The 25,894-nt window shown below is 32.6% G+C and carries 10 protein-coding genes, 3 tRNA genes, 3 rRNA genes and 1 pseudogene; 1 reads left to right on the top strand and 16 read right to left on the bottom strand.

Annotation, left to right across the window (positions count from 1 at the left end; genetic code table 11):
• Positions 1-43: 43 nt before the first annotated feature.
• The 16 genes and pseudogenes from rrf to recA form a co-directional block, all read right to left on the bottom strand.
• Positions 44-160, bottom strand: a 5S ribosomal RNA gene (gene rrf, locus WBAF_RS01470).
• Between the two features lie 130 nt (positions 161-290).
• Positions 291-3,336 (bottom strand): 23S ribosomal RNA (locus WBAF_RS01465).
• A gap of 243 nt (positions 3,337-3,579) precedes the next feature.
• Positions 3,580-3,655 (bottom strand) — tRNA-Ala (locus WBAF_RS01460).
• Positions 3,656-3,827: 172 nt separating this feature from the next.
• Positions 3,828-5,368, bottom strand: a 16S ribosomal RNA gene (locus WBAF_RS01455).
• Together the 16S, 23S and 5S rRNA genes with 1 tRNA gene alongside form the textbook arrangement of a ribosomal RNA operon.
• A gap of 525 nt (positions 5,369-5,893) precedes the next feature.
• Positions 5,894-8,289 (bottom strand): annotated as a pseudogene (gene clpB / locus WBAF_RS01450) (ATP-dependent chaperone ClpB); the annotation flags it as partial.
• Between the two features lie 1,026 nt (positions 8,290-9,315).
• On the bottom strand, positions 9,316-10,293 hold the full coding sequence (rluD, locus tag WBAF_RS01445) for a 23S rRNA pseudouridine(1911/1915/1917) synthase RluD (protein ID WP_121463303.1): 978 nt from the start codon (positions 10,291-10,293) through the stop codon (positions 9,316-9,318).
• A 1,733-nt stretch (positions 10,294-12,026) separates the two neighbouring features.
• Positions 12,027-12,380, bottom strand: coding sequence for a 50S ribosomal protein L19 (gene rplS / locus WBAF_RS01440; RefSeq protein ID WP_121463302.1), 354 nt, complete (start codon positions 12,378-12,380; stop codon positions 12,027-12,029).
• A gap of 56 nt (positions 12,381-12,436) precedes the next feature.
• Positions 12,437-13,192, bottom strand: a complete 756-nt coding sequence (trmD, locus tag WBAF_RS01435; protein WP_121463301.1) for a tRNA (guanosine(37)-N1)-methyltransferase TrmD — start codon at positions 13,190-13,192, stop codon at positions 12,437-12,439.
• A gap of 28 nt (positions 13,193-13,220) precedes the next feature.
• Positions 13,221-13,778 carry a ribosome maturation factor RimM gene (gene rimM, locus WBAF_RS01430; RefSeq protein WP_121463300.1) on the bottom strand — a complete coding sequence of 186 codons (558 nt, stop codon included), beginning with the start codon at positions 13,776-13,778 and terminating at the stop codon, positions 13,221-13,223.
• Between the two features lie 10 nt (positions 13,779-13,788).
• Complete coding sequence (gene rpsP / locus WBAF_RS01425) at positions 13,789-14,046, bottom strand: 30S ribosomal protein S16 (RefSeq protein ID WP_121463299.1); 258 nt, start codon at positions 14,044-14,046, stop codon at positions 13,789-13,791.
• A gap of 139 nt (positions 14,047-14,185) precedes the next feature.
• On the bottom strand, positions 14,186-15,541 hold the full coding sequence (ffh, locus tag WBAF_RS01420) for a signal recognition particle protein (RefSeq protein ID WP_121463298.1): 1,356 nt from the start codon (positions 15,539-15,541) through the stop codon (positions 14,186-14,188).
• A gap of 2,116 nt (positions 15,542-17,657) precedes the next feature.
• Positions 17,658-17,733, bottom strand: a tRNA-Arg gene (locus WBAF_RS01415).
• A 10-nt stretch (positions 17,734-17,743) separates the two neighbouring features.
• Positions 17,744-17,836, bottom strand: a tRNA-Ser gene (locus WBAF_RS01410).
• Between the two features lie 208 nt (positions 17,837-18,044).
• Positions 18,045-18,227, bottom strand: a complete 183-nt coding sequence (csrA, locus tag WBAF_RS01405) for a carbon storage regulator CsrA (RefSeq protein ID WP_121463297.1) — start codon at positions 18,225-18,227, stop codon at positions 18,045-18,047.
• A 222-nt stretch (positions 18,228-18,449) separates the two neighbouring features.
• Complete coding sequence (alaS, locus tag WBAF_RS01400; RefSeq protein ID WP_121463296.1) at positions 18,450-21,074, bottom strand: alanine--tRNA ligase; 2,625 nt, start codon at positions 21,072-21,074, stop codon at positions 18,450-18,452.
• A 729-nt stretch (positions 21,075-21,803) separates the two neighbouring features.
• Positions 21,804-22,874 (bottom strand): recombinase RecA, encoded by a 1,071-nt coding sequence (recA, locus tag WBAF_RS01395; RefSeq protein ID WP_121463295.1) that lies wholly within the window; start codon positions 22,872-22,874, stop codon positions 21,804-21,806.
• 2,565 nt (positions 22,875-25,439) lie between these two features.
• Here recA and ruvX point away from each other — a divergent pair.
• The gene (gene ruvX / locus WBAF_RS01390) at positions 25,440-25,859 is read left to right on the top strand and encodes a Holliday junction resolvase RuvX (RefSeq protein WP_121463294.1); all 420 of its coding nucleotides are present in this window, start codon (positions 25,440-25,442) and stop codon (positions 25,857-25,859) included.
• The last annotated feature ends 35 nt before the right edge of the window (positions 25,860-25,894 follow it).

Below are 25,894 nucleotides of genomic sequence, written 5' to 3'. Positions count from 1 at the left end.
AACTATAAAGCCACCCTTGGGTGGCTTTATTAATATAATAAAAGTCTGGCAGCGCCCTACTCTCACATGGGGTAAACCCCACACTACCATCGGCACTACGGCATTTCACTTCTGAGTTCGGTATGGAGTCAGGTGGGACCACCGCGCTATTACCGCCAGACAATTTTTTATTCATCCTGCTTCATTTAGCTGCCTTGCTAACACGTATAACACGTTACTAAACTAAATACTAACTAATTTAATCTTAAAACCAACTAAAATTCTATCTCTAAAAACACCTTTGGTGTTGTCAGGTTAAGCCTCCCGGGGAATTAGTACTGATTAGCTTAACATATTGCTATGCTTACACACTCAGCCTATCTACGTCCTCGTCTCGAACACCCCTTATAGGACATTACTGTCTGGGAAGACTCATCTTGAGGCAAGTTTCCCGCTTAGATGCTTTCAGCGGTTATCTCTTCCGCACTTAGCTACCAGGCTATGCCATTGGCATGACAACCGGAACACCAGTGGTTCGTCCACTCTGGTCCTCTCGTACTAGGAATAGCCCCTCTCAAACTTCCTACGCCCGCGGTAGATAGGGACCGAACTGTCTCACGACGTTCTAAACCCAGCTCGCGTACCACTTTAAATGGCGAACAGCCATACCCTTGGGACCTGCTTCAGCCCCAGGATGTGATGAGCCGACATCGAGGTGCCAAACACCGCCGTCGATGTGAACTCTTGGGCGGTATTAGCCTGTTATCCCCGGAGTACCTTTTATTCGTTGAGCGATGGCCCTTCCATACAGCAACCACCGGATCACTAAGACCTACTTTCGTATCTGCTCGCGCCGTCACGCTCGCAGTCAAGCTGGCTTATGCCATTGCACTAACCTCACGATGTCTGACCGTGATTAGCCAACCTTTGCGCTCCTCCGTTACTCTTTGGGAGGAGACCGCCCCAGTCAAACTACCCACCACACACTGTCCTCAACCCGGATTACGGGCCTAAGTTAGAACATCAAACATTAAAGGGTGGTATTTCACCGTTGGCTCCATGCGGACTGGCGTCTACACTTCAAAGCCACCCACCTATTCTACACATTAAGGCTCAATGTTCAGTGTCAAGCTATAGTAAAGGTTCACGGGGTCTTTCCGTCTTACCGTGGGTATACTGCATCTTCACAGCAATTTCAATTTCACTGAGTCTCGGATGGAGACAGTGTGGCCATCATTACGCCATTCGTGCAGGTCGGAACTTACCCGACAAGGAATTTCGCTACCTTAGGACCGTTATAGTTACGGCCGCCGTTTACTGGGGCTTCGATTAAGAGCTTCGCCTTACGACTTACCCCATCAATTAACCTTCCAGCACTGGGCAGGCGTCACACTCTATACATCCGCTTACGCGTTAGCAGAGTGCTGTGTTTTTAATAAACAGTTGCAGCCACCTGGTATCTTCGACTGGCTTCAGCTCCGAATGCAAGACCCATCACCTAATGCCAGCGTGCCTTCTCCCGAAGTTACGGTGCCATTTTGCCTAGTTCCTTCACCCGAGTTCTCTCAAACGCCTTAGTATACTCTACTTAACCACCTGTGTCGGTTTGTGGTACGATTAATAGTTACCTATAGCTTAGAGGCTTTTCCTGGAAGCCTGGCATCAACTACTTCACCACCTTAGTGGCTCGTCATCACGACTCAATGTTATAGCAATGCGGATTTACCTACACTACCCACCTACTCGCTTAAACCGAGACATCCGTCACCCGGATAGCCTAGCCTTCTCCGTCACCCCATCGCAATATACATATGGTACGGGAATATTAACCAGTTTTCCATCGATTACGCTTTTCAGCCTCACCTTAGGACCGACTAACCCTGCCCCGATTAACGTTGGACAGGAACCCTTGGTCTTTCGGCGAGTGAGTTTTTCACCCACTTTATCGTTACTTATGTCAGCATTCGCACTTCTGATACCTCCAGTAGACCTCTCAGTCTACCTTTACAGGCTTACAGAACGCTCCCCTACCCAACAACATTTCTGTTGCTGCCGCAGCTTCGGTGCATGGTTTAGCCCCGTTATATTTTCCGCGCTGGAGAACTAGACTAGTGAGCTATTACGCTTTCTTTAAAGGGTGGCTGCTTCTAAGCCAACCTCCTAGCTGTCTAAGCTTTCCCACTTCGTTTCCCACTTAACCATAACTTGGGGACCTTAGCTGGCGGTCTGGGTTGTTTCCCTCTTCACGACGGACGTTAGCACCCGCCGTGTGTCTCCCATGATAACATTCTTCGGTATTCGTAGTTTGCCTCGTTTTAGTAAGTCGGGATGACCCCCCCGAAACAGTGCTCTACCCCCAATGGTAATACATAAGGCGCTACCTAAATAGCTTTCGAGGAGAACCAGCTATCTCCCGGCTTGATTAGCCTTTCACTCCGATCCACAAGTCATCCGCTAATTTTTCAACATTAGTCGGTTCGATCCTCCAGTTAGTGTTACCCAACCTTCAATCTGCTCATAGCTAGATCACCGGGTTTCGGGTCTATACCCTGCAACTTAACGCCCAATTAAGACTCGGTTTCCCTACGGCTCCCCTATGCGGTTAAGCTTGCTACCGAAAATAACTCGCTGACCCATTATACAAAAGGTACGCAGTTACCCCACCCCAAAGTACTCCATAATTTCCAGCTGTCACCTTCGGCAACTAACCTTATCGCAATTTATTTGACACCGGTATTTAGCTTTATTCTATCTACGGAGTTATAAGATTGGTGCGCGACATTAACCGTCAAAAAAAAGCAAATACTTTGGTGGTGGGGCTCCTACTGCTTGTACGTACACGGTTTCAGGTTCTATTTCACTCCTCTTGCCGAGGTTCTTTTCACCTTTCCCTCACGGTACTTGTTCACTATCGGTCAGTCAATAGTATTTAGCCTTGGAGGATGGTCCCCCCTTCTTCAGACAGGATAACACGTGTCCCGTCTTACTCTTCGAGCTCACTCTACCTATACTTTCGGATACGGGGCTATCACCCTTTACTGCTAGTCTTTCCAGACCATTCTCCTAATATAAATAGTGATGTTGACTCTTGGCTGATCCCCGTTCGCTCGCCACTACTAGGGGAATCTCGGTTGATTTCTTTTCCTCGAGGTACTAAGATGTTTCAGTTCCCACGGTTTGCTTCGCTTAACTATTAATTCATCAAACGATAGTGCATAAATGCACTGGGTTTCCCCATTCGGACATCGCCGGCTAGTACGCTTCATATCAGCTTACCGACGCTTTTCGCAGATTAGTACGTCTTTCATCGCCTTTGACTGCCTAGGCATCCACCGTGTACGCTTAATTTGCTTAACCTAACAACCCAAAGGGGTCTTGTATCAAGACAAGAGCAGCTGCGCTAGGTAAACTTTTCATGCTTATTTACTAGCTCTAAATTTTAACCTACGCAATCATGCTAATTACCTAGATATCTAAAAACACTTCAGGTGAAAGTTTTGAGAATTATCCACATCATTTTTCCAAAATGTGTGTTTTAATTTTTAGCTTGTTCCAGATTGTTAAAGAGCACTGTAGCTAGCAACAATATATATTGCAATATGGTGGAGCTAAGCGGGATCGAACCGCTGACATCCTGTATGCAAAACAGGTGCTCTACCAGCTGAGCTATAGCCCCATGAAGATTGTTTTAATACTTTCAGATCTATCTAATTTTACTCTTTACTTTTAAAATAATCAGTAACATTAGAATAATCTTGAATCAATAAACTAAAAGTCTAATGATTACTTATGCTCAATCTTAATCAGACAATATGTGTGAACACTCACATTCCATCTATCTATTTAGATAAGGAGGTGATCCAGCCGCAGGTTCCCCTACTGCTACCTTGTTACGACTTCACCCCAGTCATGAAACACAAAGTGGTAAGCACCATCTAAAAAGTTAAGTTACCTACTTCTTTTGCAACCCACTCCCATGGTGTGACGGGCGGTGTGTACAAGGCCCGAGAACGTATTCACCGCGACATTCTGATTCACGATTACTAGCGATTCCTACTTTATGGAGTCGAGTTGCAGACTCCAATCCGAACTTTGAAGTACTTTCTGAGTTCCGCTTCCCCTCGCAGGCTTGCCTCTCTCTGTATACCCCATTGTAGCACGTGTGTAGCCCTACTCATAAAGGCCATGATGACTTGACGTCGTCCCCACCTTCCTCCGGTTTTTCACCAGCAGTCTCCTTTGAGTTCCCGACCGTATCGCTGGCAAATAAGGACAAGGGTTACGCTCGTTACGGGACTTAACCCAACATTTCACAACACGAGCTGACGACAGCCATGCAGCACCTGTCTCAAAGTTCCCGAAGGAACGCCTCTATCTCTAAAGGCTACTCTGGATGTCAAGAGTAGGTAAGGTTCTTCGCGTTGCATCGAATTAAACCACATGCTCCACCGCTTGTGCGGGCCCCCGTCAATTCATTTGAGTTTTAGCCTTGCGGCCGTACTTCCCAGGCGGTCAACTTATCGCGTTAGCTACGAAGGCCACAGTTCAAGACCACAACCTCCAAATCGACATTGTTTACGGCGTGGACTACCAGGGTATCTAATCCTGTTTGCTACCCACGCTTTCGCACCTCAGCGTCAGTGTCAGTCCAGAAGGCCGCCTTCGCCACTGGTATTCCTCCAGATATCTACGCATTTCACCGCTACACCTGGAATTCTACCTTCCTCTACAAAACCTAGCTAACCAGTATTGAATGCCATTCCTAGGTTAAGCCCAGGGATTTCACATCCAACTTAATTAACCGCCTGCGTGCCCTTTACGCCCAGTAATTCCGATTAACGCTTGCACCCTACGTTTTACCGCGGCTGCTGGCACGTAGTTAGCCGGTGCTTCTTTTATCGCTAACGTCAATTGCTAAGGTTATTAACCTTAACACTTTCCTCACGACTGAAAGTACTTTACAACCCGAAGGCCTTCTTCATACACGCGGCATGGCTGCATCAGGCTTGCGCCCATTGTGCAATATTCCCCACTGCTGCCTCCCGTAGGAGTCTGGGCCGTATCTCAGTCCCAGTGTGGCTGGTCATCCTCTCAGACCAGCTAGAGATCGTCGCCTAGGTAAGCCTTTACCCCACCTACTAGCTAATCTCATATGGGTTCATCCGAAGGTGTGAGACCAAGAGGTCCCCCACTTTGCTCCTTAGAGATTATGCGGTATTAGCTACCGTTTCCAGTAGTTATCCCCCGCCTTCGGCTAGATCCCCATACCTTACTCACCCGTCCGCCGCTCGCCGGCAAGAAAGCAAGCTTCCTCCCGCTGCCGCTCGACTTGCATGTGTTAGGTCTGCCGCCAGCGTTCAATCTGAGCCATGATCAAACTCTTCAATTAAAAGTTTTAAGCTCAAAGAACATCTTACTGTTAGTAAAGCTCTTTTGTTTAGCTTACGTTGTCGACATTTTATCGCCTTCGTGGTTACTTACCAAAATAACGTTACTAACTACTTATTAATTCATCTATTAATGAATTATTTTATCATTCTTCAAGACTTTTAAATCAAATATTTTTTGATGATATCTTATCAGCGCCACACAGATTGTCTGACTAATTGTTAAAGAGCGTATAGACTGTAAGGTAGCGCAAACTACGCTTTTCACCTATATTTATTCTCATTATTCGCTGAATAATTAAATTACTTACTATAACTAATTAGTAGTATAGGTATTTTTCTAAAATACACAACTATTATTTACATTTTTATATTTAAAGGCTCATTTATTATTATAACTAGGAATTACTAATATCTAAGCAAATAACTAATAATGACCCTTAATAATCAAATTTATTAAATTATTCTCTACTATTAAAGAGGCAAATAATACTTCTTCAAATGGGATTATAATAATTTAATTTGCTTTATTGCTTAGCAATAATCACTCCTTTTTTGATATCTAAAATTACTTGTTTGCCTGGTATTAATTTACCTAATAGAAGCAGTTCAGCTAATGGATTTTCTATTTCTTGTTGGATTGCTCGTTTAAAAGAACGTGCACCAAATACTGGATCAAAACCAGATTCTACCAATTTATTTAAAGCCGCTGGAGTAATGGTTACTTTGTAACCTTGATCTTCCATACTATTATATAAGTGAGAAAGTTGAATCTTAGCAATTTCTGTAATTTGTTCTTTATTAAGTGGATGAAACACTACAACTTCATCAATACGGTTAATAAATTCAGGTCGGAAACTACGCCTAACAACTCCCATTACGATTTTTTTCATTTCGTCATAACCTAAACTACTAAAACGCTCTTGGATCAAATCAGAACCTAAGTTTGATGTCATAATAACAACAATATTACGAAAATCAATTGTTCTTCCTTGACCATCAGTTAAACGTCCATCATCCAAAACTTGTAATAAAATATTGAAAACATCTAGATGAGCTTTTTCAATTTCATCAAGTAAAATAACAGAATAAGGGCGTTGTCGGATTGCTTCAGTTAAATAACCGCCTTCTTCATATCCTACATAACCAGGAGGTGCACCAACTAGCCTGGAAACATTATGTTTTTCCATAAATTCGGACATATCAATGCGTACTATTGCATCGGCACTATCAAATAATAAATTTGATAGTGCTTTACATAGTTCAGTTTTACCTACCCCAGTAGGACCTAAAAATAAAAATGAGCCAATAGGTTTATTTAAATCTGATAAACCAGCACGTCTACGCAAAATAGCATTTGATACTGCATTAATAGCTTCATTTTGACCAATGATACGCTTATGTAGATCTTGCTTCATATGAATTAACTTTTCACGTTCACTTTCTAACATTCTTGCAACAGGGATACCTGTCCAACGCGCTAATATTTCAGCAATTTCTGCATCAGTAACTTTATTACGCAACAAATTCATATTACTACTTTCAGCTTTGATAGCAGCTTCAAGTTGTTTTTCTAATTCAGGAATTTTACCATATTGTAATTCTGACATTTTAGCTAAATCACCACTACGCCGAGCTTGCTCCATACTGATTCGTGTATTTTCTAATTTAGCTTTTATATACTGCGTACTAATAAGCTTTGCTTTTTCTGCTTTCCACTCTTCTTCTAGCTCTAAATATTCTCGTTCTTTTTCTGCTATTTCTTTTTCTAATATTTCAAGCCGCTTTTTACTTGCTTTATCAGATTCTTTTTTCAGTGCCTGTTGTTCAATTTTTAATTGAATAACACGACGTTCTAAACGATCTAGGGATTCTGGTTTAGAATCCATTTGCATACGTAAACTTGCACTTGCTTCATCAATTAAATCTATAGCTTTATCAGGTAACATACGATCAGAAATATAACGATTTGCTAAGCTAGCAGCAGCCACAATAGCAGGATCAGTTATTTGTACATGATGATGTAACTCATAACGTTCTTTAAGTCCCCTTAATATTGCAATGGTGTCCTCAACAGTAGGTTCAGAAACATAAATTTTTTGGAAACGCCGCTCTAATGCAGCATCTTTTTCAAGATACTGACGATATTCATCAAGTGTGGTAGCACCGACACAATGTAGTTCTCCTCTGGCTAGGACTGGTTTTAACATATTACCAGCGTCCATTGCACCTTCAGCTTTACCAGCACCAACTATAGTATGCAATTCATCGATAAATAGAATTACACTTCCTTCTTGTTTAGCTAAATCATTTAAAATGGCCTTTAAGCGCTCTTCAAATTCACCACGATATTTAGCGCCAGCTAATAAAGAACCCATATCTAAAGATAAAACACATTTATTTTTCAACCCTTCAGGTACTTCACCATTAATAATTCGTTGAGCAAGACCTTCAACAATGGCGGTTTTACCTACCCCAGGTTCACCAATTAAAACTGGATTATTTTTTATTCTACGCTGGAGAACTTGTACTGTTCGACGTATCTCATCATCACGTCCAATAACAGGATCTAATTTGCCCTGTTCAGCTTTTTTAGTTAAATTAATTGTATATTTTTTAAGTATTTGATCTTTATCTTCAGCAGTTTGCTCATTAACATTTTGACCATCATACATTTGTTTTATCACCTTTTATATATTTGCTTTATTAGCTCCCATTGTTTTAATCTTATCTATCAAGGAGGGTTTAAATCAAAAATTACTAAAATTATATCTATGAGTAAATAAACATATAACCTCACTTATGAGTAGTTTATCACAAAATTTTAAGTACCGAATAATATCTATTTGATAGCTCATATATTATCAGTAGTACTATGTACTTTAGGTAAAGTATTAAGAATATCGTTTAATTTCTTAATAAGTTAACTAAAATTAACTACTATCAATAAAGAACGTAATATATAGTATTATTAATCTAACAAAACAACTAGTAAACTTTATGGATTCAATAAATTAATTATCTTATCTAATTACTAAAAATTGAGCATCAGCTAGTGCGTATTAGTAATACTAACATGCATAATACTTGTAAAATAAAATTCAAATAATTTATGCAAATAAAATGCAGTTTTATTTCACATTTAAGTTCAAGGAACTTAAATAAGTGTTATTCATTAGATAACAATCATTATTGATATAAAAAATAATTAATCTGGTTAAAGATTTATTTTAACCAAATCAATAATGCCATTTATCCTTGTTACGTCATCAGACTAATAGAAAAAAATATTTACTGACTAACTATACAATCGGTTATACTATAAAAATAAAAAATTTGAACACTAACTATACCTAATTAAAAAGGAGAGAGTAAAATAGACCAGGAAATATTTTTAAAATAATATAATAGGATTTCCCATCTAGCGCTAATTCTAAATTATGCTCAATAAAAAAACTGCTAATTTAACTACTGATTTAAATTTTTCTGCGCTAATTAACTAACCACCCAATCTGAATATAATAGAAAAAACTGTTAATTTTAATTAATTTATTGCTATTGGTAAAATACCGTTACACTAATAAAATCACCTAGCATGTGCTGCATAAATTTTCATACTTGATTTATTACAAAATAAAACAAGTAAGCAGGGTGTAGGCGCAACATACACCCTGCTTCACAACTAACTATATGAAGCATCCTATTTTATATTACTATCTTTTTACTAGCGAATATAAATGTGTGCCATATAAATGATTAATCTGTTGGTAGGGTAGTTATGCAATTCTATTCAGTTATTACTATTTTGCTTTAATAATAGAAGTTGTTCTCCAACCTGGAGTTATAGATTTAAACTGTTATAAGGTGAAAAACATACTTCTACTAAAATACGTTGTACTAAAAAACATGAATGTTTTAGGTTTAAGCAAGGCTAGATATATTAAGATATCTATTTACTAATATATACCATATTTGTCACTGCATCTATTTTGAGTAGATTAATTAGGATAGCCATATCTGCTGGAATATCTGCATGCCACTCCATTTTAATACCTGTACTAGGGTGATATAAGCGTAACATCCTCGCATGGAGTGCCTGCCTATTAAAATTGTTCATGATTTGACAAAATTCGTCTGAGATATATTTTAATAGCTGTGGACGACCACCATACACTATATCACCAACTAAGGGATGATTAATATGGGCCATATGAACTCTAATTTGATGAGTTCTACCTGATTCTAACCGCAATCTAAGCCTTGTATGAGCACGAAAATGATCTATTACCCGATAATACGTAATAGCAGATTTACCCAGCGGGTGAATAGCCATATGTGTTCTCTTAGTGGGGTGACGAGAAATAGGTTCATTGACTATTCCACTAGTAGTCATAAGACCACTTACTACCGCTTCATATTCACGCGTAATATTTCTTAGCTGCAAAGCTTTAACTAAATTAGTATGAACAGGTATCGTTTTTGCAATAACCATTAACCCAGTAGTGTTTTTATCAAGCCTATGAACGATCCCTGCTCGTGGAACATTAATAATCTTAGGATAACGATATAAAAGTGCATTTAGTACAGTTCCTTCAGGATTTCCTGCCCCTGGATGAACCACTAAATTATGAGGTTTATTAATGATAACTATTTCTTCATCTTCATAAATAATATTTAATGGAATATTTTGTGGCTGCCAACATACATCTTGTTTAAGAAGTACATTTATATAAATTTGTTCGTTACCAAATACTTTTTCTTTAGGTCTATTTATAATGTTGCCATTTACCTGTACTTTTTTATCTAAAATCCACTTTTTAATCTGTGAGCGAGAATAAGCAGAAAATAATTTGGCTAATGCCAGGTCTAAACGTTGGCCAAGTTGCAATTCTTGAATTTGCCCCTTAAGTTGTAATTTTTGAGCCATAAAATTATCTACCACAAAATTGTTATTTTAACAACGATCGAATATATAATTATAGCTTTTAATGCCTTTAAATATTTGATTCTTTTTTATCTAAATAGTATCTCTGCAACAGATGTATATAAACGTTTATATTTTAAAAAATAACAGTTAGCAAAATATAAACTAGCTATTATTAATTGAATAAAGGCTAAAAAATTAGCCTGATATCCAGTAAACACACCATGTACTAAAATATATAAAAATAGCCTAAATAAAGTTGCAGAATTAATAATAGATAATTAATACTAATATTGGTGCTTTAAAAACGTTGATAAAAACTAAGTAGCTGCTAGATTGTTAAAATAACATAAATAGTAGACTGATGATGTAAAAATAAGTAAGTATCTTATATTATATGATAAATACAGTAACAATGTAATAGTTAGTATAAAAAATATATGGAAATAAAAACTACTTCATCTATATTTAATTAATCCTCATATTTTGCTGTAAAAATAGATTCAATAGTTCATTATATATTATAAATTTAATGAAAAATTATTTACTAAAGCTAAAAATATTAATTTTTATATTACAACTAATGAGTTAATAAATAAAATTGTAAAAAAACTTAATAAATGTGAACCTAAAATAAGTATTTTAAAAATCTTGAAGCCAACAATTGTAAATTTATACCCTTATAAAATACTAGTTTTTAGTTAATTAATGATATCTATGATTTAGTAAAAATAATATATTTTAATAGTAGGGAAAATATGTTTCCCTTGTAGGCTAGTTATAATTCTATTGCGGCTAGATAGTAATCTAAATAATTATTTTTATATTTTATCAATATATAAACGTTATTAGAATAATTCTATAAAAATATAATTAACTTTTATTTTATTTTTTATTTCATTTTATTTATTAATAAAATAATTTTATTATATCAACTTCTTACAACTTAGTTTAGTTTTTTATATTAATATAAATTTTCATTATTATACCAGTAATTGATCCATTAATATTTATAATAATAAATTTAACAAATAAATATTGGCTAAAATAATATTTTTCTAATTACAATAGCTATATTTAGTAATTAAATAGGATAATGGATTATTATTACGTCTCTATATTAATTAAATAACTAATAATATCTTGTACAAGATAGCTTAATATTTTATATTTTGTTAAAAAAATACTACCATCATGGTTATATTACTGTTGTAATAAATAAAATTAATTTAATTGCTTTAATTAATATAAAAAATGATAGTAATTTTTATTGCATTAATTGCAGTTTATAAATTACTATCAGTAATATTTTTAAAATCAACCAATCTAGATAATCTATAAGTTAGTTCACAATTTGTTTGTGATTTAGTGGTCTTAGTATATATAATGAACTAACTAAATAAATTACCTTAATATTGTTAACTACTTAGATAAAGAGTTTATTACTTTAATATCAATTTTATATTATAACATAACCTATAAAGATTACCATCTATTTATAAAATAAATAGTAAGACTAGTTCTACTAAAAAAATAAAAGTAAATCAAAAATATATAATTTAATAAAAAATTTTTTAAAATTAACCTCTCTAAAAAAAATATTTTTCTGTTTATAAAAAATTACACAAAATTGTTACTGAAAATAATAACTAATAATGTAATAAACTAAAATAAAATAAGAAAAAAACTAACAAAAATTACAAACTTTTTAAAATTTAGACATGTAGAAAAATTAATTATTTTGTGTTCAAGCGCTCTTTAATACGAGCTGCTTTACCAGAGCGATCTCTTAGGTAATACAATTTGGCTCTGCGAACAGCACCACAATGTTTAACTGTAATATAGTCAATAACTGGTGAATGTGTCTGGAATACTCGCTCAACACCTTCACCATTAGAAATTTTACGAACAGTAAATGCCGAATTCAAACCTCGATTACGAATAGAGATAACTACGCCCTCAAATGACTGCAACCGTTTTTTAGAACCTTCAACCACCCATACAGTGATTTCTACAGTATCTCCTGGACGAAATGAAGTAATATTTTGCTTCATTTGTTCTTGTTCAAGCTGTTTAATAATATTACTCATAATTAATTGTTCACTCTATGTAACCTGATATATATAAGATATTGTAATATATTATCTTAATTAATACATTGCTGTTTTTCATATTCCTGTTGGAATTCTACCAATAAAATTTTTTGCTCTTCAGTAAGAGTGAGGCTTGTTAAAAGTTCAGGTCTTCTAAGCCAAGTTCTACCTAGTGACTGTTTTCTTCTCCAGCGCTCTATTTTGGCATGGTTACCAGACAATAAAACACTAGGAACTTCCATACCATCTAAAACCTCAGGACGGGTATAGTGAGGACAATCAAGTAACCCATTCATGAAAGAGTCTTCTTCTGCTGAAGCATGATGACCTAATACACCAGGAATAAACCTTGAAATTGAATCTATCATCACCATTGCTGGTAATTCTCCTCCACTAAGAACATAATCACCAATTGACCATTCTTCATTAATTTCAGTTTCAATAATCCGTTCATCAATACCTTCATATCGGCCACAAACTAAAATAAGCTTTTTATTTTCTGTCAATTTACAAACCCCTTGCTGATTAAGTTTGCGTCCCTGCGGTGAGAAATAAATCACTTTAGCATCTTTACCAATATTAGATTTTGCTGCATGAATTGCATCTCTAAGAGGTTGTACCATCATTAACATACCTGGTCCTCCGCCATAAGGACGATCATCTACAATGTGGTGTCTGTTGTGAGTATAGCTTCGCGGATCCCAATACTGTATATTCAACAGTCCATTTTTTACTGCACGACCAATAACACCATACTCTGTTATGGCATTAAACATTTCTGGAAATAAGCTAATAATCCCAATCCACATTTTGCTTTCCACTTATAAAAAGTATAATTTAGTTTTTAAAATTAGGATCCCAATAAACTTCAATTATGTTTTTAATAAGATCAACATTCTTGATTACCTGTTTATTAATAAACGGTATTAACCGTTCTTTAATACCAAATGTGTCTTTAAGATTTGCTTTAATTACTAGTACATCATTTGTCCCTGTTTCTATTAAATATCTAACATAACCTAAACTATAACCTTTAGTAGTTATTACCTGGCAGCCAATTAGATCATTCCAATAATACTCATCACCTTCAAGTATAGGTAGTTGCGCTGAATTAACAATAATTTTGCAATTAGTAATTGAATTAGCAGCACTTCTATCATCAATATGCTTTATTTTGATAATAATATTTTTATTATGTTGTTTCCAACCTTCTAGTTCAGGTCGTTGCCACTTACCTGAACCCTGAAGAAACCAAGGCTGATATTCGAAAATATCTTCAGCATATTCTGTGGATGAAAAAATTCTAATCCACCCGCTCAGGCCATACGCAGAGCCTAATTTTCCTAATATAATAGGATGATTAATAGGATTATTATTATAAACCTCTTTACTCATAACCTATACCTTAGTAAATTAAGCTGCTTTTTTTCACTTGTTTAATTAGTGTAGAAACACGAACAGAAATAGTTGCACCTAACCCAACCCAATGCTCAACACGAGCTAAATCTAAATGCAATTCTTTTGCATTACCTGATGCTATAGGGTTAAAAAAACCTATACGCTCAATAAAACGGCCATCACGAGCATTATGGCTATCTGTAACAACAATTTGATAAAATGGCCTCTTTTTTGCGCCACCACGAGCTAAACGAATTGTTACCATAATATCCTCATTAGTTAACAAAAGAACTAAGCTATATCAATAAATAAACTCTAGTAATATATAAAAAAACTAATAAATTTTATCCCTTTTAGGATAAAAAGCAATTAAAAGTAAGAATAGTTTATTTAATGCTTGATTATTAACTATACGGAAACCATGGTGGTATTATACCTTTCATCCCACTTATTATATTAGCTAATCCACCTTTTTTTATTTTATTCATCAGACATAGCATATCATCAAACTGCTTAAGTAGACGGTTAACTTCCTGTATATGTATGCCGGAACCAGCTGAAATACGCATTTTACGTGATCTTTCAATAATTTTGGGGTTATTTCGTTCTTTAATAGTCATAGAGTTAATAATTGCTTCCATTCTAACTAATAGTTTATCATCTATTTGTAAACTATTAGAAATTTGAAATATACCTTGCATTTTATTTAAAATGCTAGTTATATTATCAATATTACGCATTTGTTTAAGCTGCTCAAGAAAATAATTAAGATCAATAAAATTTTCTTTTTTAATTTTATGAATGAGGTTATTAGAATTTTTAAGATCAAAGTTACTTTCTATCTCTTTAATCAGCGATAAAATATTTTCCATTCCAAGAATACGAGATGCAATTTTCTCAGGAGAAAAAGGCTCTAAGCAATTAATTTTCTCACCTATACCCAAAAATTTAATTGGTTTACCTGTAATATGGCGTATTGACAATACAGCACCACCACGAGCATCACCATCAATTTTCGTTAATATAACACCAGTTAATGGCAATGTTTCATTAAAAGACTTAGCGATATTAGCCGCATCTTGCCCGGTCATTGCATCAACAATAAATAGAGTTTCAATTGGATTAATAGCTTGATGGATTGTTTGAATTTCTTCTATCATAGATGTATCAATATGCCAACACCCAGCGGTATCTATGATAAGCACATCATAAAATTTTGATTTTGCTTGCTGTAGTACATTAATCGCAATTTCAACTGGTTTTTCTCTTGAAGTTGATGGGAAAAAATCAATACCTGCCATTTGAGTCAGTGTTTCTAATTGCTTAATTGCAGCTGGCCGATAAATATCAGCAGAAACTACTAAAACTTTTTTCTTTTGTTTTTCTTTTAAGAATTTACCTAATTTAGCCACAGTGGTGGTTTTACCAGCACCTTGTAAGCCAGCCATAAGAATAACTGCAGGAGTTTGTACTGCTAAATTTAAACTACTGTTCTTATCACCCATTACTCTAATAAGTTGATTTTGCACAATTTTAACTAATTCTTGGCCTAGTGTTAAGCTTTTATTGACATTTTTACCTACTGCATTTTCTTTTACCGATTGAACAAATTCTTGTACAACTGGCAAAGCAACATCAGCTTCTAATAACGCCATGCGAACTTCACGTAATGTTTCTTTAATATTTTCTTCAGATAATCTTCCACGGTTACTAATATTACGCAATATATACGAAAGTCTATCAGTTAAATTATCAAACATGTGCTTAACTCAATTCTATTAAAGTGATATGCTATTAATTGATTTTATCATAACATTATTATAATTTAATCTATGCATCAAAAGGCATAAAAATAATGAATAACTGTTGGTAGTAATGCTGGTAAAAAAGATACTACTTAATTTGTATTTAATAAATTAGTTAATATATAAAATATGCCAGTATTAGATACGATCTATATAAGTACCTATTTTAAAACTACTCATCATACAAGGTATAACTGATAAGGTATAGCTAATAAAAAATTTATACCAAGTTGATATTTGTATTAGCGATTATTGAACTGGTAAGTTATAGTATTTGTATTGTATTTTACAATTGATCTTTATTCTCGTAGGTTAAAACTTAACCTTATTAAACTTAGGCTCTATTTTTAGTTTGTTAACTAGTATTAGTATAATTATTATTAAGCTCCTGGTTCCTATTACTAATTATTTATATTTCGTCTATTAGCAATCTTTTTACAATACCAGCTAGTATGTTAGCTACTTTTATAAGTTTTTTTATTAAAATATTGTGTTAATTTTTTCTATAACATCAAATCACTATTTAAAATAAAATTACACTTTTAATTATATTGCAAGTAATTTTATGTGCTTAAAATAAAAAATTAATGTTATAAGTAATATACTAATATTTATTAAATTTAGATATTTGATTATGAACTATTACTTAAATAAGTTTTGTATGGCTATTTTATAAGCATCAGCAACAACTTTTTCATTAAGCTGGCTGATTAGCTTAATATAAAATACTGTACTACATACCATCAAGTAAATATCAACAATATCTATTTTTTTATAGATACCTTTCTCCATTAAGAGCTGTTTATTTAGCATAAAAAATCTAACATAAAATTAGCTAATCTTATATTTATTAATAATATTAATCATATTTTAAATACATATATATCATTTATTTAGGTATTATCAACAATTAATCAAGTGATTACATTTTTTTGATCTCTAAAAATTTATTTTTATATTTTCAATATAAATTATCCATATTTTATATATACTTACTCTAGTAAAATGTAATAATTTTTATTATCCTATTCTCAATGTATATATTGTAATGCTTAACATACATGTATATTTAAGTATTGCTAAAAACTTATTTTATATTATTATTCAATTGCTGATTGATTGCTAATCTAGGCATGAAAAATATCAGTAATATTAGTTACTATTATTACTTTATAAAGCTCATTACTTAATTGTTGATAGTAGGTATTAACTAATTGTAAGCGAACTAATACTTTATTCAATTTTTGGAAAAAATACTTAGCCAGAGTAAGTAAGCTCTTAATTTTAAATTATTACTATTAATAACAAACACTAATTATTCAGTTCAAGGATAACTATATTACAATTCATGCGACAATAATTCAACTCTCTTTCATCAATCATAGGTGTATCTGCTAATATATCTAAAATTTAAAAGCAACCAAAAAAATGAATATGAGCTTAGTCAATACTAATAGCAGTAAATGGATTAATATCAAAAGCTATAACTTCAATATATTTAATTCATCTTTAAAAAAGAGTACTACTTATCACCAAAAATAACTATTTTAGGTATAATTATAGCATATAACTCATTTTAATTTGAAAATATTGGTGCTACAAATGTTTGCATTAAAGCACCATAACGATTCTTTAATCATTACCTATATAAAAATTTTAAACGACCAATATTGAAAAAACTATATTGAGCAAGTTTAATGTTATCTTCGCGCTTTGCTTTATAAAATAAAGCATACTTAATAACAACATAAATTAATTAGTGGTGATGAATTCCAATTATTCAAAGTTAGTTGTGATACATGGATAATGCTAAACTATCAGGGTGCTGATATTTAGCTAATCCACCTCACCTACTGGCGCAATTATCAGTATTTTACGTTAAATACCTCGAAAAACCAATATAAAATATTATGATGTGCTTCTAATCAGGATAGTGCTTTTGATAGATTAGAGATCTAATGAATTTCCGGTTATTAATTAGTTATTTTTTTTAACTAAATTTAGTAGGTTATTTTATTAATAATAATATTTATAAAAAAAACCCTGCCAGTGAAGAACAGGGTTTTTTACATGGCGCATCCAGAAGGATTCGAACCTCCGACCACTCGGTTCGTAGCCGAGTACTCTATCCACTGAGCTATGGATGCACTATAAAAATGGCGGTGAGGGAGGGATTCGAACCCTCGATGCAGATATTAACTACATACTCCCTTAGCAGGGGAGCGCCCTCAGCCTCTCGGCCACCTCACCATTAAATAGCAATAAAACAATTTTAAATTATCTCTCTGTTAAGAGGTGCTCTTATTACTTTTCTAGACTTATAAAATTTTTCTAAGATCTTTACTTTTTTATTTTATTAGTAAATTTCACCATCAAAATAAGTAGTTTAACAACAAAATAAAATATGAAAATAGCTCTTAGAATATATCCCTAATAATAAACACTTTAATAAAAACTACTAATTATTAGTTTGACTTTTTTCAAATTGGATCCGTTGATAAACCTCTTCACGGTGAACAGAAACCTCTTTAGGTGCATTAACCCCTATACGTACCTGATTACCTTTCACACCCAGCACCGTGATTGTTACCTCATCGCCTATCATGAGCATTTCACCAACTCGACGAGTCAGAATAAGCATTCTTTGCTCCTTGAAAATTTTTAAAAGTCGGGCCTCTAGGTTTACTAGCTATTATCCATCACACACCGTAAAAACATAAAGTAATAACATTCACCTAAAGCATTTAACCTCAAGCAGTGATTCTACTAATTTTATACCTAAAAATATAATTTTATACTTAGGTAATTTTAAAATAATCCGTTAAAGGTTACATAATTAAATTATGTAACCATCATAGTTAATTCATGTCAAGTGAGAATTAACCCACTTTTCAACTGATCCTAATGCATCAGGAAGTGCTTTTATATTAGATCCACCAGCCTGAGCTATATCAGGGCGCCCTCCCCCCTTTCCGCCTACTTGCTGCGCAATAAATGAAATTAAATCGCTAGCTTTTATTTTAGCAGTTAAATCATTCGTTACACCAACAATTAAACTTACTTTATTATTACTTATAGTAGAAATAACGATAATTGCTGATTTTAATTGATTTTTTAAATCATCAATAATGATACGTAACTGCTTAGGCTCAGTATTATTTAACTGAGTCACTAATAAGTGAACTCCATTAACTTGTTTAACTTGTTGACTTAAAGAAATTACTTCTTGAGCAGCTTGTTGCCATTTCAATTGATTTAAAGACCTTTCTAATAGCTTAACATTATCTAATGTAGCTTTAATTTTTTCTATTAGACTAATAGGATTACTTTTCATTAATTTACTAATTTCTACCAACAAATTAGATTGTTGATGCTGGTCATCTATAGCAATTTGCCCAGTTTTAGCTTCAATTCTCCTAATTCCTGCTGCTATACCATATTCTTTGCTAATACGAAATAATCCTATATCGCCAGTTCTATTGGCATGAGTACCTCCACATAACTCAATAGAAAAATCTCCAATACTAAGAACGCGTACCTGTGCATAATTTTTTTCACTACAAAGGGCTATCGCACCACTTTTTTTGGCAGCTTCTAAATCCATTATTGTAGTTACAATAGGGTTATTTTTACGAATTTGATAATTTACGATATCTTCAATTTTGCTTATTTGCATAGGCGTTATTGCAGTAAAATGAGAAAAATCAAAACGTAAATATTTATCATTCACTAAAGATCCCTTTTGGATTACATGCATTCCTAATACATCACGCAAAGCTGCATGCAACAAATGGGTAGCAGAGTGATTAAGACGAATAGCGTTACGACGTTCAATATCAATTCTGGCATTAACTGAATTTTTTATAGCTATTGAACCAGTTATTACCTTACCAATATGTTTAATTGCTTGAGCATATTTTTGTGTGTCAGACACAGTAAATTGACAATAGCTATTGCTAAGTATACCAATATCCCCAACCTGTCCACCTGACTCAGCATAAAAAGAGGTTTTATCAAGAATAATAACCCCAAATTCACCTTCGTTTAATACATTGACAGGCTTACCTTGATGAAAAATAGCCGTTACTATAGCTAATTGGTTATTATTTTCATAGCCTGAAAAATCACTATGACTATTTACTTGAATGAAATTAGTAGCAAATCTACTAGACTTCTGAGCTCGCCGTTTTTGCTGTTTCATTGCAGAGTTAAAACCTAACTCATTAAGTTTAATATTACGTTCACGACAAATATCAGCGGTTAAATCAAAGGGAAATCCATAAGTATCATAGAGACGAAATGCGGTTTCACCAGATAAAGTAGACCCTTGTAATTTAGCTAATTCATCATCTAATAGTTTTAGTCCACGCGCTAAAGTACGAGCAAACTGCTCCTCTTCATTCTTTAATATTTTTTCAATCATTGTTTGTTGAGATTTTATCTTATTAGCTACATTACCCATTATCTGAATTAATGGTGCCACTAATTTATAGAAAAACATCTCCTTCGCTACTAACATATATCCGTGACGAACCGCTCGACGAATAATACGACGCAATACATAGCCACGTCCTTCATTAGTAGGAAATACACCATCACTAATAATAAAAGCACTTGATCTAATATGATCAGCTATGACATATAATGATTTATGATTAAGATCAGATAAAGAAATAACTTTAGCAACAGCAGCAATTAATTGACGAAATAAATCAATCTCATAAGTTGAGTTAACTCTCTGTAATACAGCAGTAATGCGTTCAAGCCCCATACCTGTATCAACAGAAGGAATTGGAAGTTTCTTTAAGCTACCATCTAACTGGCGGTTAAATTGCATAAAAACAATATTCCAGATTTCAATATAGCGATCACCATCTTCTTCAGAAGATCCTGGAGGGCCTCCCCAAATATGATTACCATGATCATAAAAAATTTCTGTACAAGGACCACAAAGACCGGTATTACCTATTTGCCAGAAGTTATCAGAAGAATAAATACCACCCTTATTATCACCTATCCGAATAATACGTTCAGCAGGAATACCAATTTCTTGCTGCCAAATATTATAAGCTTCTTCATCAGAATGATAAACAGTGATCCAAAATCGCTCTTTTGGTAAATTAAACCACTGCTTACTGGTTAGTAGTTCCCAGGCATATTTAATTGCATCCTGTTTAAAATAGTCACCAAAACTGAAGTTACCTAACATTTCAAAAAATGTATGATGGCGAGCGGTATAACCAACATTCTCTAAATCATTATGTTTACCTCCAGCTCGAACACAACGTTGTGAGCTTATTGCTCTAGAATAAGCTCTTTTATCTAACCCCAAAAATATATCTTTAAATTGGTTCATACCTGCATTAGTAAATAATAATGTTGGTTCATTATGTGGGACTAATGAACTACTAGGTACAACTTCATGCCTTTTAGTCTGAAAAAAGTCGAAAAACGCTTGACGAATCTCATCGGTACTTTTACTACTCATAATTATCCTGAAATCAAACTAAAAAAATAAATATATGATTTTATGTGATAAACATTTTTTTATCACCAATCAAGTGACCGACAGAGTTTTTATATGGGAAACCTAAAAAATACTTAAATTATTTTATGACTAAATTAGTAATAATAATTTACTAACTAATTTATATTAATAAGTAGCTAAAAGGTTTAGGCTTTATAGATAAATATATTTTAAAGATATCTTATTCTAACTAATATAATAATGATTACTAGGTTTAGTTGAAACCTAAATTATTTAATTATGTTAATCCAATTTTATTATATTTATTTTACCTTTATAAGAATAAAGCCACTAAATATTATCTCCATCTACATTTATAATTATAATTGCCAATAGCAGCAACTCCAATGACTAATTGCACTTAATTGAAATTATGTAAAGCTATAGTTATTAGTTAAATATAAGATTAAGAAAAGCAATAACGTAAGTATAACATAAATTAATCAAAAAATCTGCCTAAATATATTAAGACAATAATAACAATTTAATATATATAAAAAAATAAAGTCAATTTAGTAAAAAAATAACTAATTATATCCGTTAATTACTAATAATATTATAAATTCTAAGTATAATTTTATTAGTAGTGTGTTTAACATCATAATTTAATCTAACTTATATTAATAACTAATTTATAATAGTAAAAAAAATATATCTAGATTGGATATAGCCCATATTTTATTTATTAAGTTAAAATTCTTTTGTTAATGAAATTTTCTCTACTGTTTTTGTCACAAAATCAGAAGCTGCACTACTAAATTCACCAGCGTGATTAAGTAACATAGAACGTAATTTTTTATTAAATTCAGTATAAATTTGCGGGCGTTCTTTTAAATAAACTGTTGCATTTGCTTTGCCTTGACCTATTTTCTCACCATTATAACTGTACCAAGCACCAGCTTTTTCAATTAATTTATGTTTTACACCTAGATCAATAAGTTCACTATAGATATTAATTCCTTCTCCGTACAGAATTTGAAACTCTGCTTGTTTAAAAGGAGCCGCAACCTTATTTTTTACTACTTTCACACGAGTTTCACTACCAATAACTTCTTCACCATTTTTGACAGAACCAATACGTCTAATATCAAGTCGAACTGAAGCATAAAATTTTAATGCATTTCCACCAGTCGTTGTTTCAGGATTGCCAAACATAACGCCAATTTTCATTCTGATCTGATTAATAAAAATTAATAACGTATTAGAATTTTTTAAATTTCCTGCTAACTTACGCATTGCTTGACTCATCATACGAGCAGCTAATCCCATATGTGAATCACCAATTTCACCTTCAATTTCAGCTTTTGGGGTTAGAGCTGCTACAGAATCAACAATAATAACATCTACTGATCCAGATCTAGTTAAGGCGTCACAAATCTCCAGTGCTTGTTCACCAGTATCTGGCTGTGAACAAAGTAAATTATTAATATCAACCCCAAGTTTTTTAGCATAAATAGGATCTAAAGCGTGTTCAGCATCAATAAAAGCACAGATCTTACCTTCACGTTGAGCTGCAGCAATAACCTGTAATGTTAACGTAGTTTTCCCGGAAGATTCTGGGCCATAAATTTCAACAATACGACCTAATGGCAAGCCTCCTGCACCTAAGGCAACATCAAGAGATAATGAACCAGTAGAGATAGTTTCTACATCCATAGAACGATCTTCACCTAAGCGCATAATTGATCCTTTACCAAATTGTTTTTCAATTTGATCTAATGCTGCAGCAAGTGCTTTCTGTTTGTTTTCGTCAATAGCCATTGGTTAACTCCCCTAAACAATGAAGTTAAGATAATACTTCATTACAAATAAGACGATTTGATATCAATTGTTGATAATTATACTGGATAAGTATCCATAATTAAGTTAATTTTTGATTATTTCTTTCAATAATATCATTAGTAAAAATATTAAGGCTTGATTTATATCTGAATCTAATAGCATTTAAATAAGCAACAATGGGTTACTATACGATCAATAAAAACTTACTAGCAAAAGCTAACCGGTTTTTTATCAGAACTAGCTATACCTCTAACTAAAATTACAAAATCACAGAATTAACCTGATCTAATACACTTTCTGCTATCTAGATGACATTCACTAACAGCATCATATTTATACAATGTGGTTTTACTAACACCTATAATATCATGCCTAGTTTTATTGCTTGCTATAGGTAACAAAACTTAGCTGAAAACAGGCAGAACTAACTTAACAGTAATAACTTTAGCAATACATCATCCTATAAATAACTCTATATAGGTTATTTTTTTACTCTGTTCTTTTAGCACTAATAAAAAACATGGTGTTACACTAGCACCACAAAAAAGACTAATACCAATTTAAAATCTATTGTCACCTATATTTTTATAAAAATAATTTTAAGGTATAGTGTGCGTAAATATATACGAATTTATTCTTACTTACCGTACTGTATTGGTTAGTACCTAATATTATTGAAGCAATAAAATTTTGCGATCTATTAATGGTATTAGGTATGTAACTTTAAAAGCAGTAAAAATAAATAAGGGCGAAGATGATTCGCCGCTAAAACTGTTGAAAAAAGCTTTATCACAGTACATCGAATCAGCATGTTAAGACTAAATTTCAACATAAATGACTGCATTTGGTTAGTGTTTTTATATTACTTTAATAAAATTAAATTAGAATGGTCGGTCTGTTGTGTTTCAGTATTCAGTCTAATAAATCATATATAAGCACGAGAGACAACTTTACATAAAAATCATTAAAGGCTAGCTAAGCAAAGATGATACCCTTATTAATTACTATTTATGTAACATTTACTAATCAATATTGAATAAAAAATAAATAAATAAATAAAGAAAAGAACAGATCGATATCAGCAAAAAAATTAACTTAAATAAAATTAACGCTATTATCAAAAATTAAATAAAACAATTTGCTTAACTAAATTATTACTAGTACTTAACTCATGGTCAATAAGCGGCGGTACTAATCTAAACCATAACAGAAAAGATCTATATGATGCTTAATAATCAAATTATAAACTGAATAATAAGACTGATGTTAATGATAACATCCAATTAATTTTTCTACAAAATGCAGAGTAATAATGCAAACTCAAACTACTCTACAAACAAGATAATACTTTTTTTATGCTTTAAATACATTTTTAAAATAATTGCTATTTGTTAAATTAATTCGATATTTTAAATTATTAATAATAATTATTTAATATCAGTACAGCCTCTTCTAATTAAGCATAAATAAGCTCCTGGTATATCATTTGATATTAAAATTAGCAATTAAATAATCTATCTACTTACTTAATTATCGTAACAGTTAAAATAACACCAGTTTTCACCATAATCAGGAAAAAAGTATCATTGATCTAAATTTTATGCTTATACTTAAGCCCTGGTGTTACAAAAATTAGCCGTAATTACCAGCATATTAACTATTATTGTTAGCTGGCTTCACTCATTAAACCTAAACTACAGAAAAATTTGACAACATTATGATACCGATGAACAAAAGTATTAATGTCTACCTAGAAAAACTAACAGATATTAGGTATGCATTTTAAATGCTATAATGTTAAATTATATACTTGGAGACTGATTTTTAAAAATAATAGGGTGATAAAATTACTATTTATGATTACGAACAATGTGAACCATAGAGTCTTAAAGCTTATAATCATTAGCCCCCAAAGCTAAATTTAGTTGAATTAAATAATAAATTAACTACAACTAATATTATAGTTATCTAAATAATTAGATAGGATGCTAGAAATTATATCATACTGTTATAATATATTAATATTAAGTAAGAATAAGATAAAATTTAAATAACCTTAAATATGTTTCATTTATTTTTTAATAATCTTTATTCGTTGCAATATTAATAATTTTTTTTAAAAGAATTTTTTTATATCTGTAAGTATAATAAAATGTGTTATTGGTCTAGTTGGCAATAAACAAATAAAACAAATTTTAATCAATAGCATATTTAAATATCAAAATTTTTAAAATAGTTTTATTATACATTCGCTACAAAATAGTTTTACCTTAAATATTTATTATCAAATCATGATCGCAACATAAAATTTTTTCTTAATCCTGTTTAAAATACCAAACAAGCAGAAAAAACACTAATGACTTTAGGATACTAAAACAGGTAACAATTGCAAATAAAAAAAGAGATGATGAAAAATAATTGACTAACCGCTAAAGCTAATAGTAATATTATTTTTTACACTAAAATTATCAAATATTTGCATTAAACCTCTACTTTAATTAGAATTTATGTCTTTAATATCTTAAAATAAATTGATTAGGCATAATGGAAAATAGAACAATTATAGCTTTTGATTTTGGCACACTGAGTGTTGGTATCGCTATAGGGCAGGAAATTACAGAAACAGCACACCCTTTAACTGCAATAAAAACAAAAAATGACAAACCCAACTGGTTAGAAATTGGAAAAATAATACAAGAGTGGCAACCTAAATTAGCTATCGTTGGACTTCCTCTTAATATGGACGGAACAGAGCAACCAATCAGTAATCAAGCCCGTAAATTTGCTAATCGTCTGCAGGTGGTCTTTGATATCCAAGTTAAATTACATGATGAACGTTTAACAACAATAGAAGCTCGAGCACACCTATTTAATATAGGTGGCTATCGGGCGTTAAATAAAAGTAAGATTGATTCTATTTCTTCTGTTTTTATTTTAGAAAGTTGGTTTTTACAACATGCTTAATCAGCATAATTATAATATTATATCACGTATAACCT

Source organism: Arsenophonus endosymbiont of Aleurodicus dispersus (assembly GCF_900343015.1).
Classification (GTDB): Bacteria; Pseudomonadota; Gammaproteobacteria; order Enterobacterales; family Enterobacteriaceae; genus Arsenophonus.
This window is presented reverse-complemented; position numbering and strand designations above follow the sequence as displayed.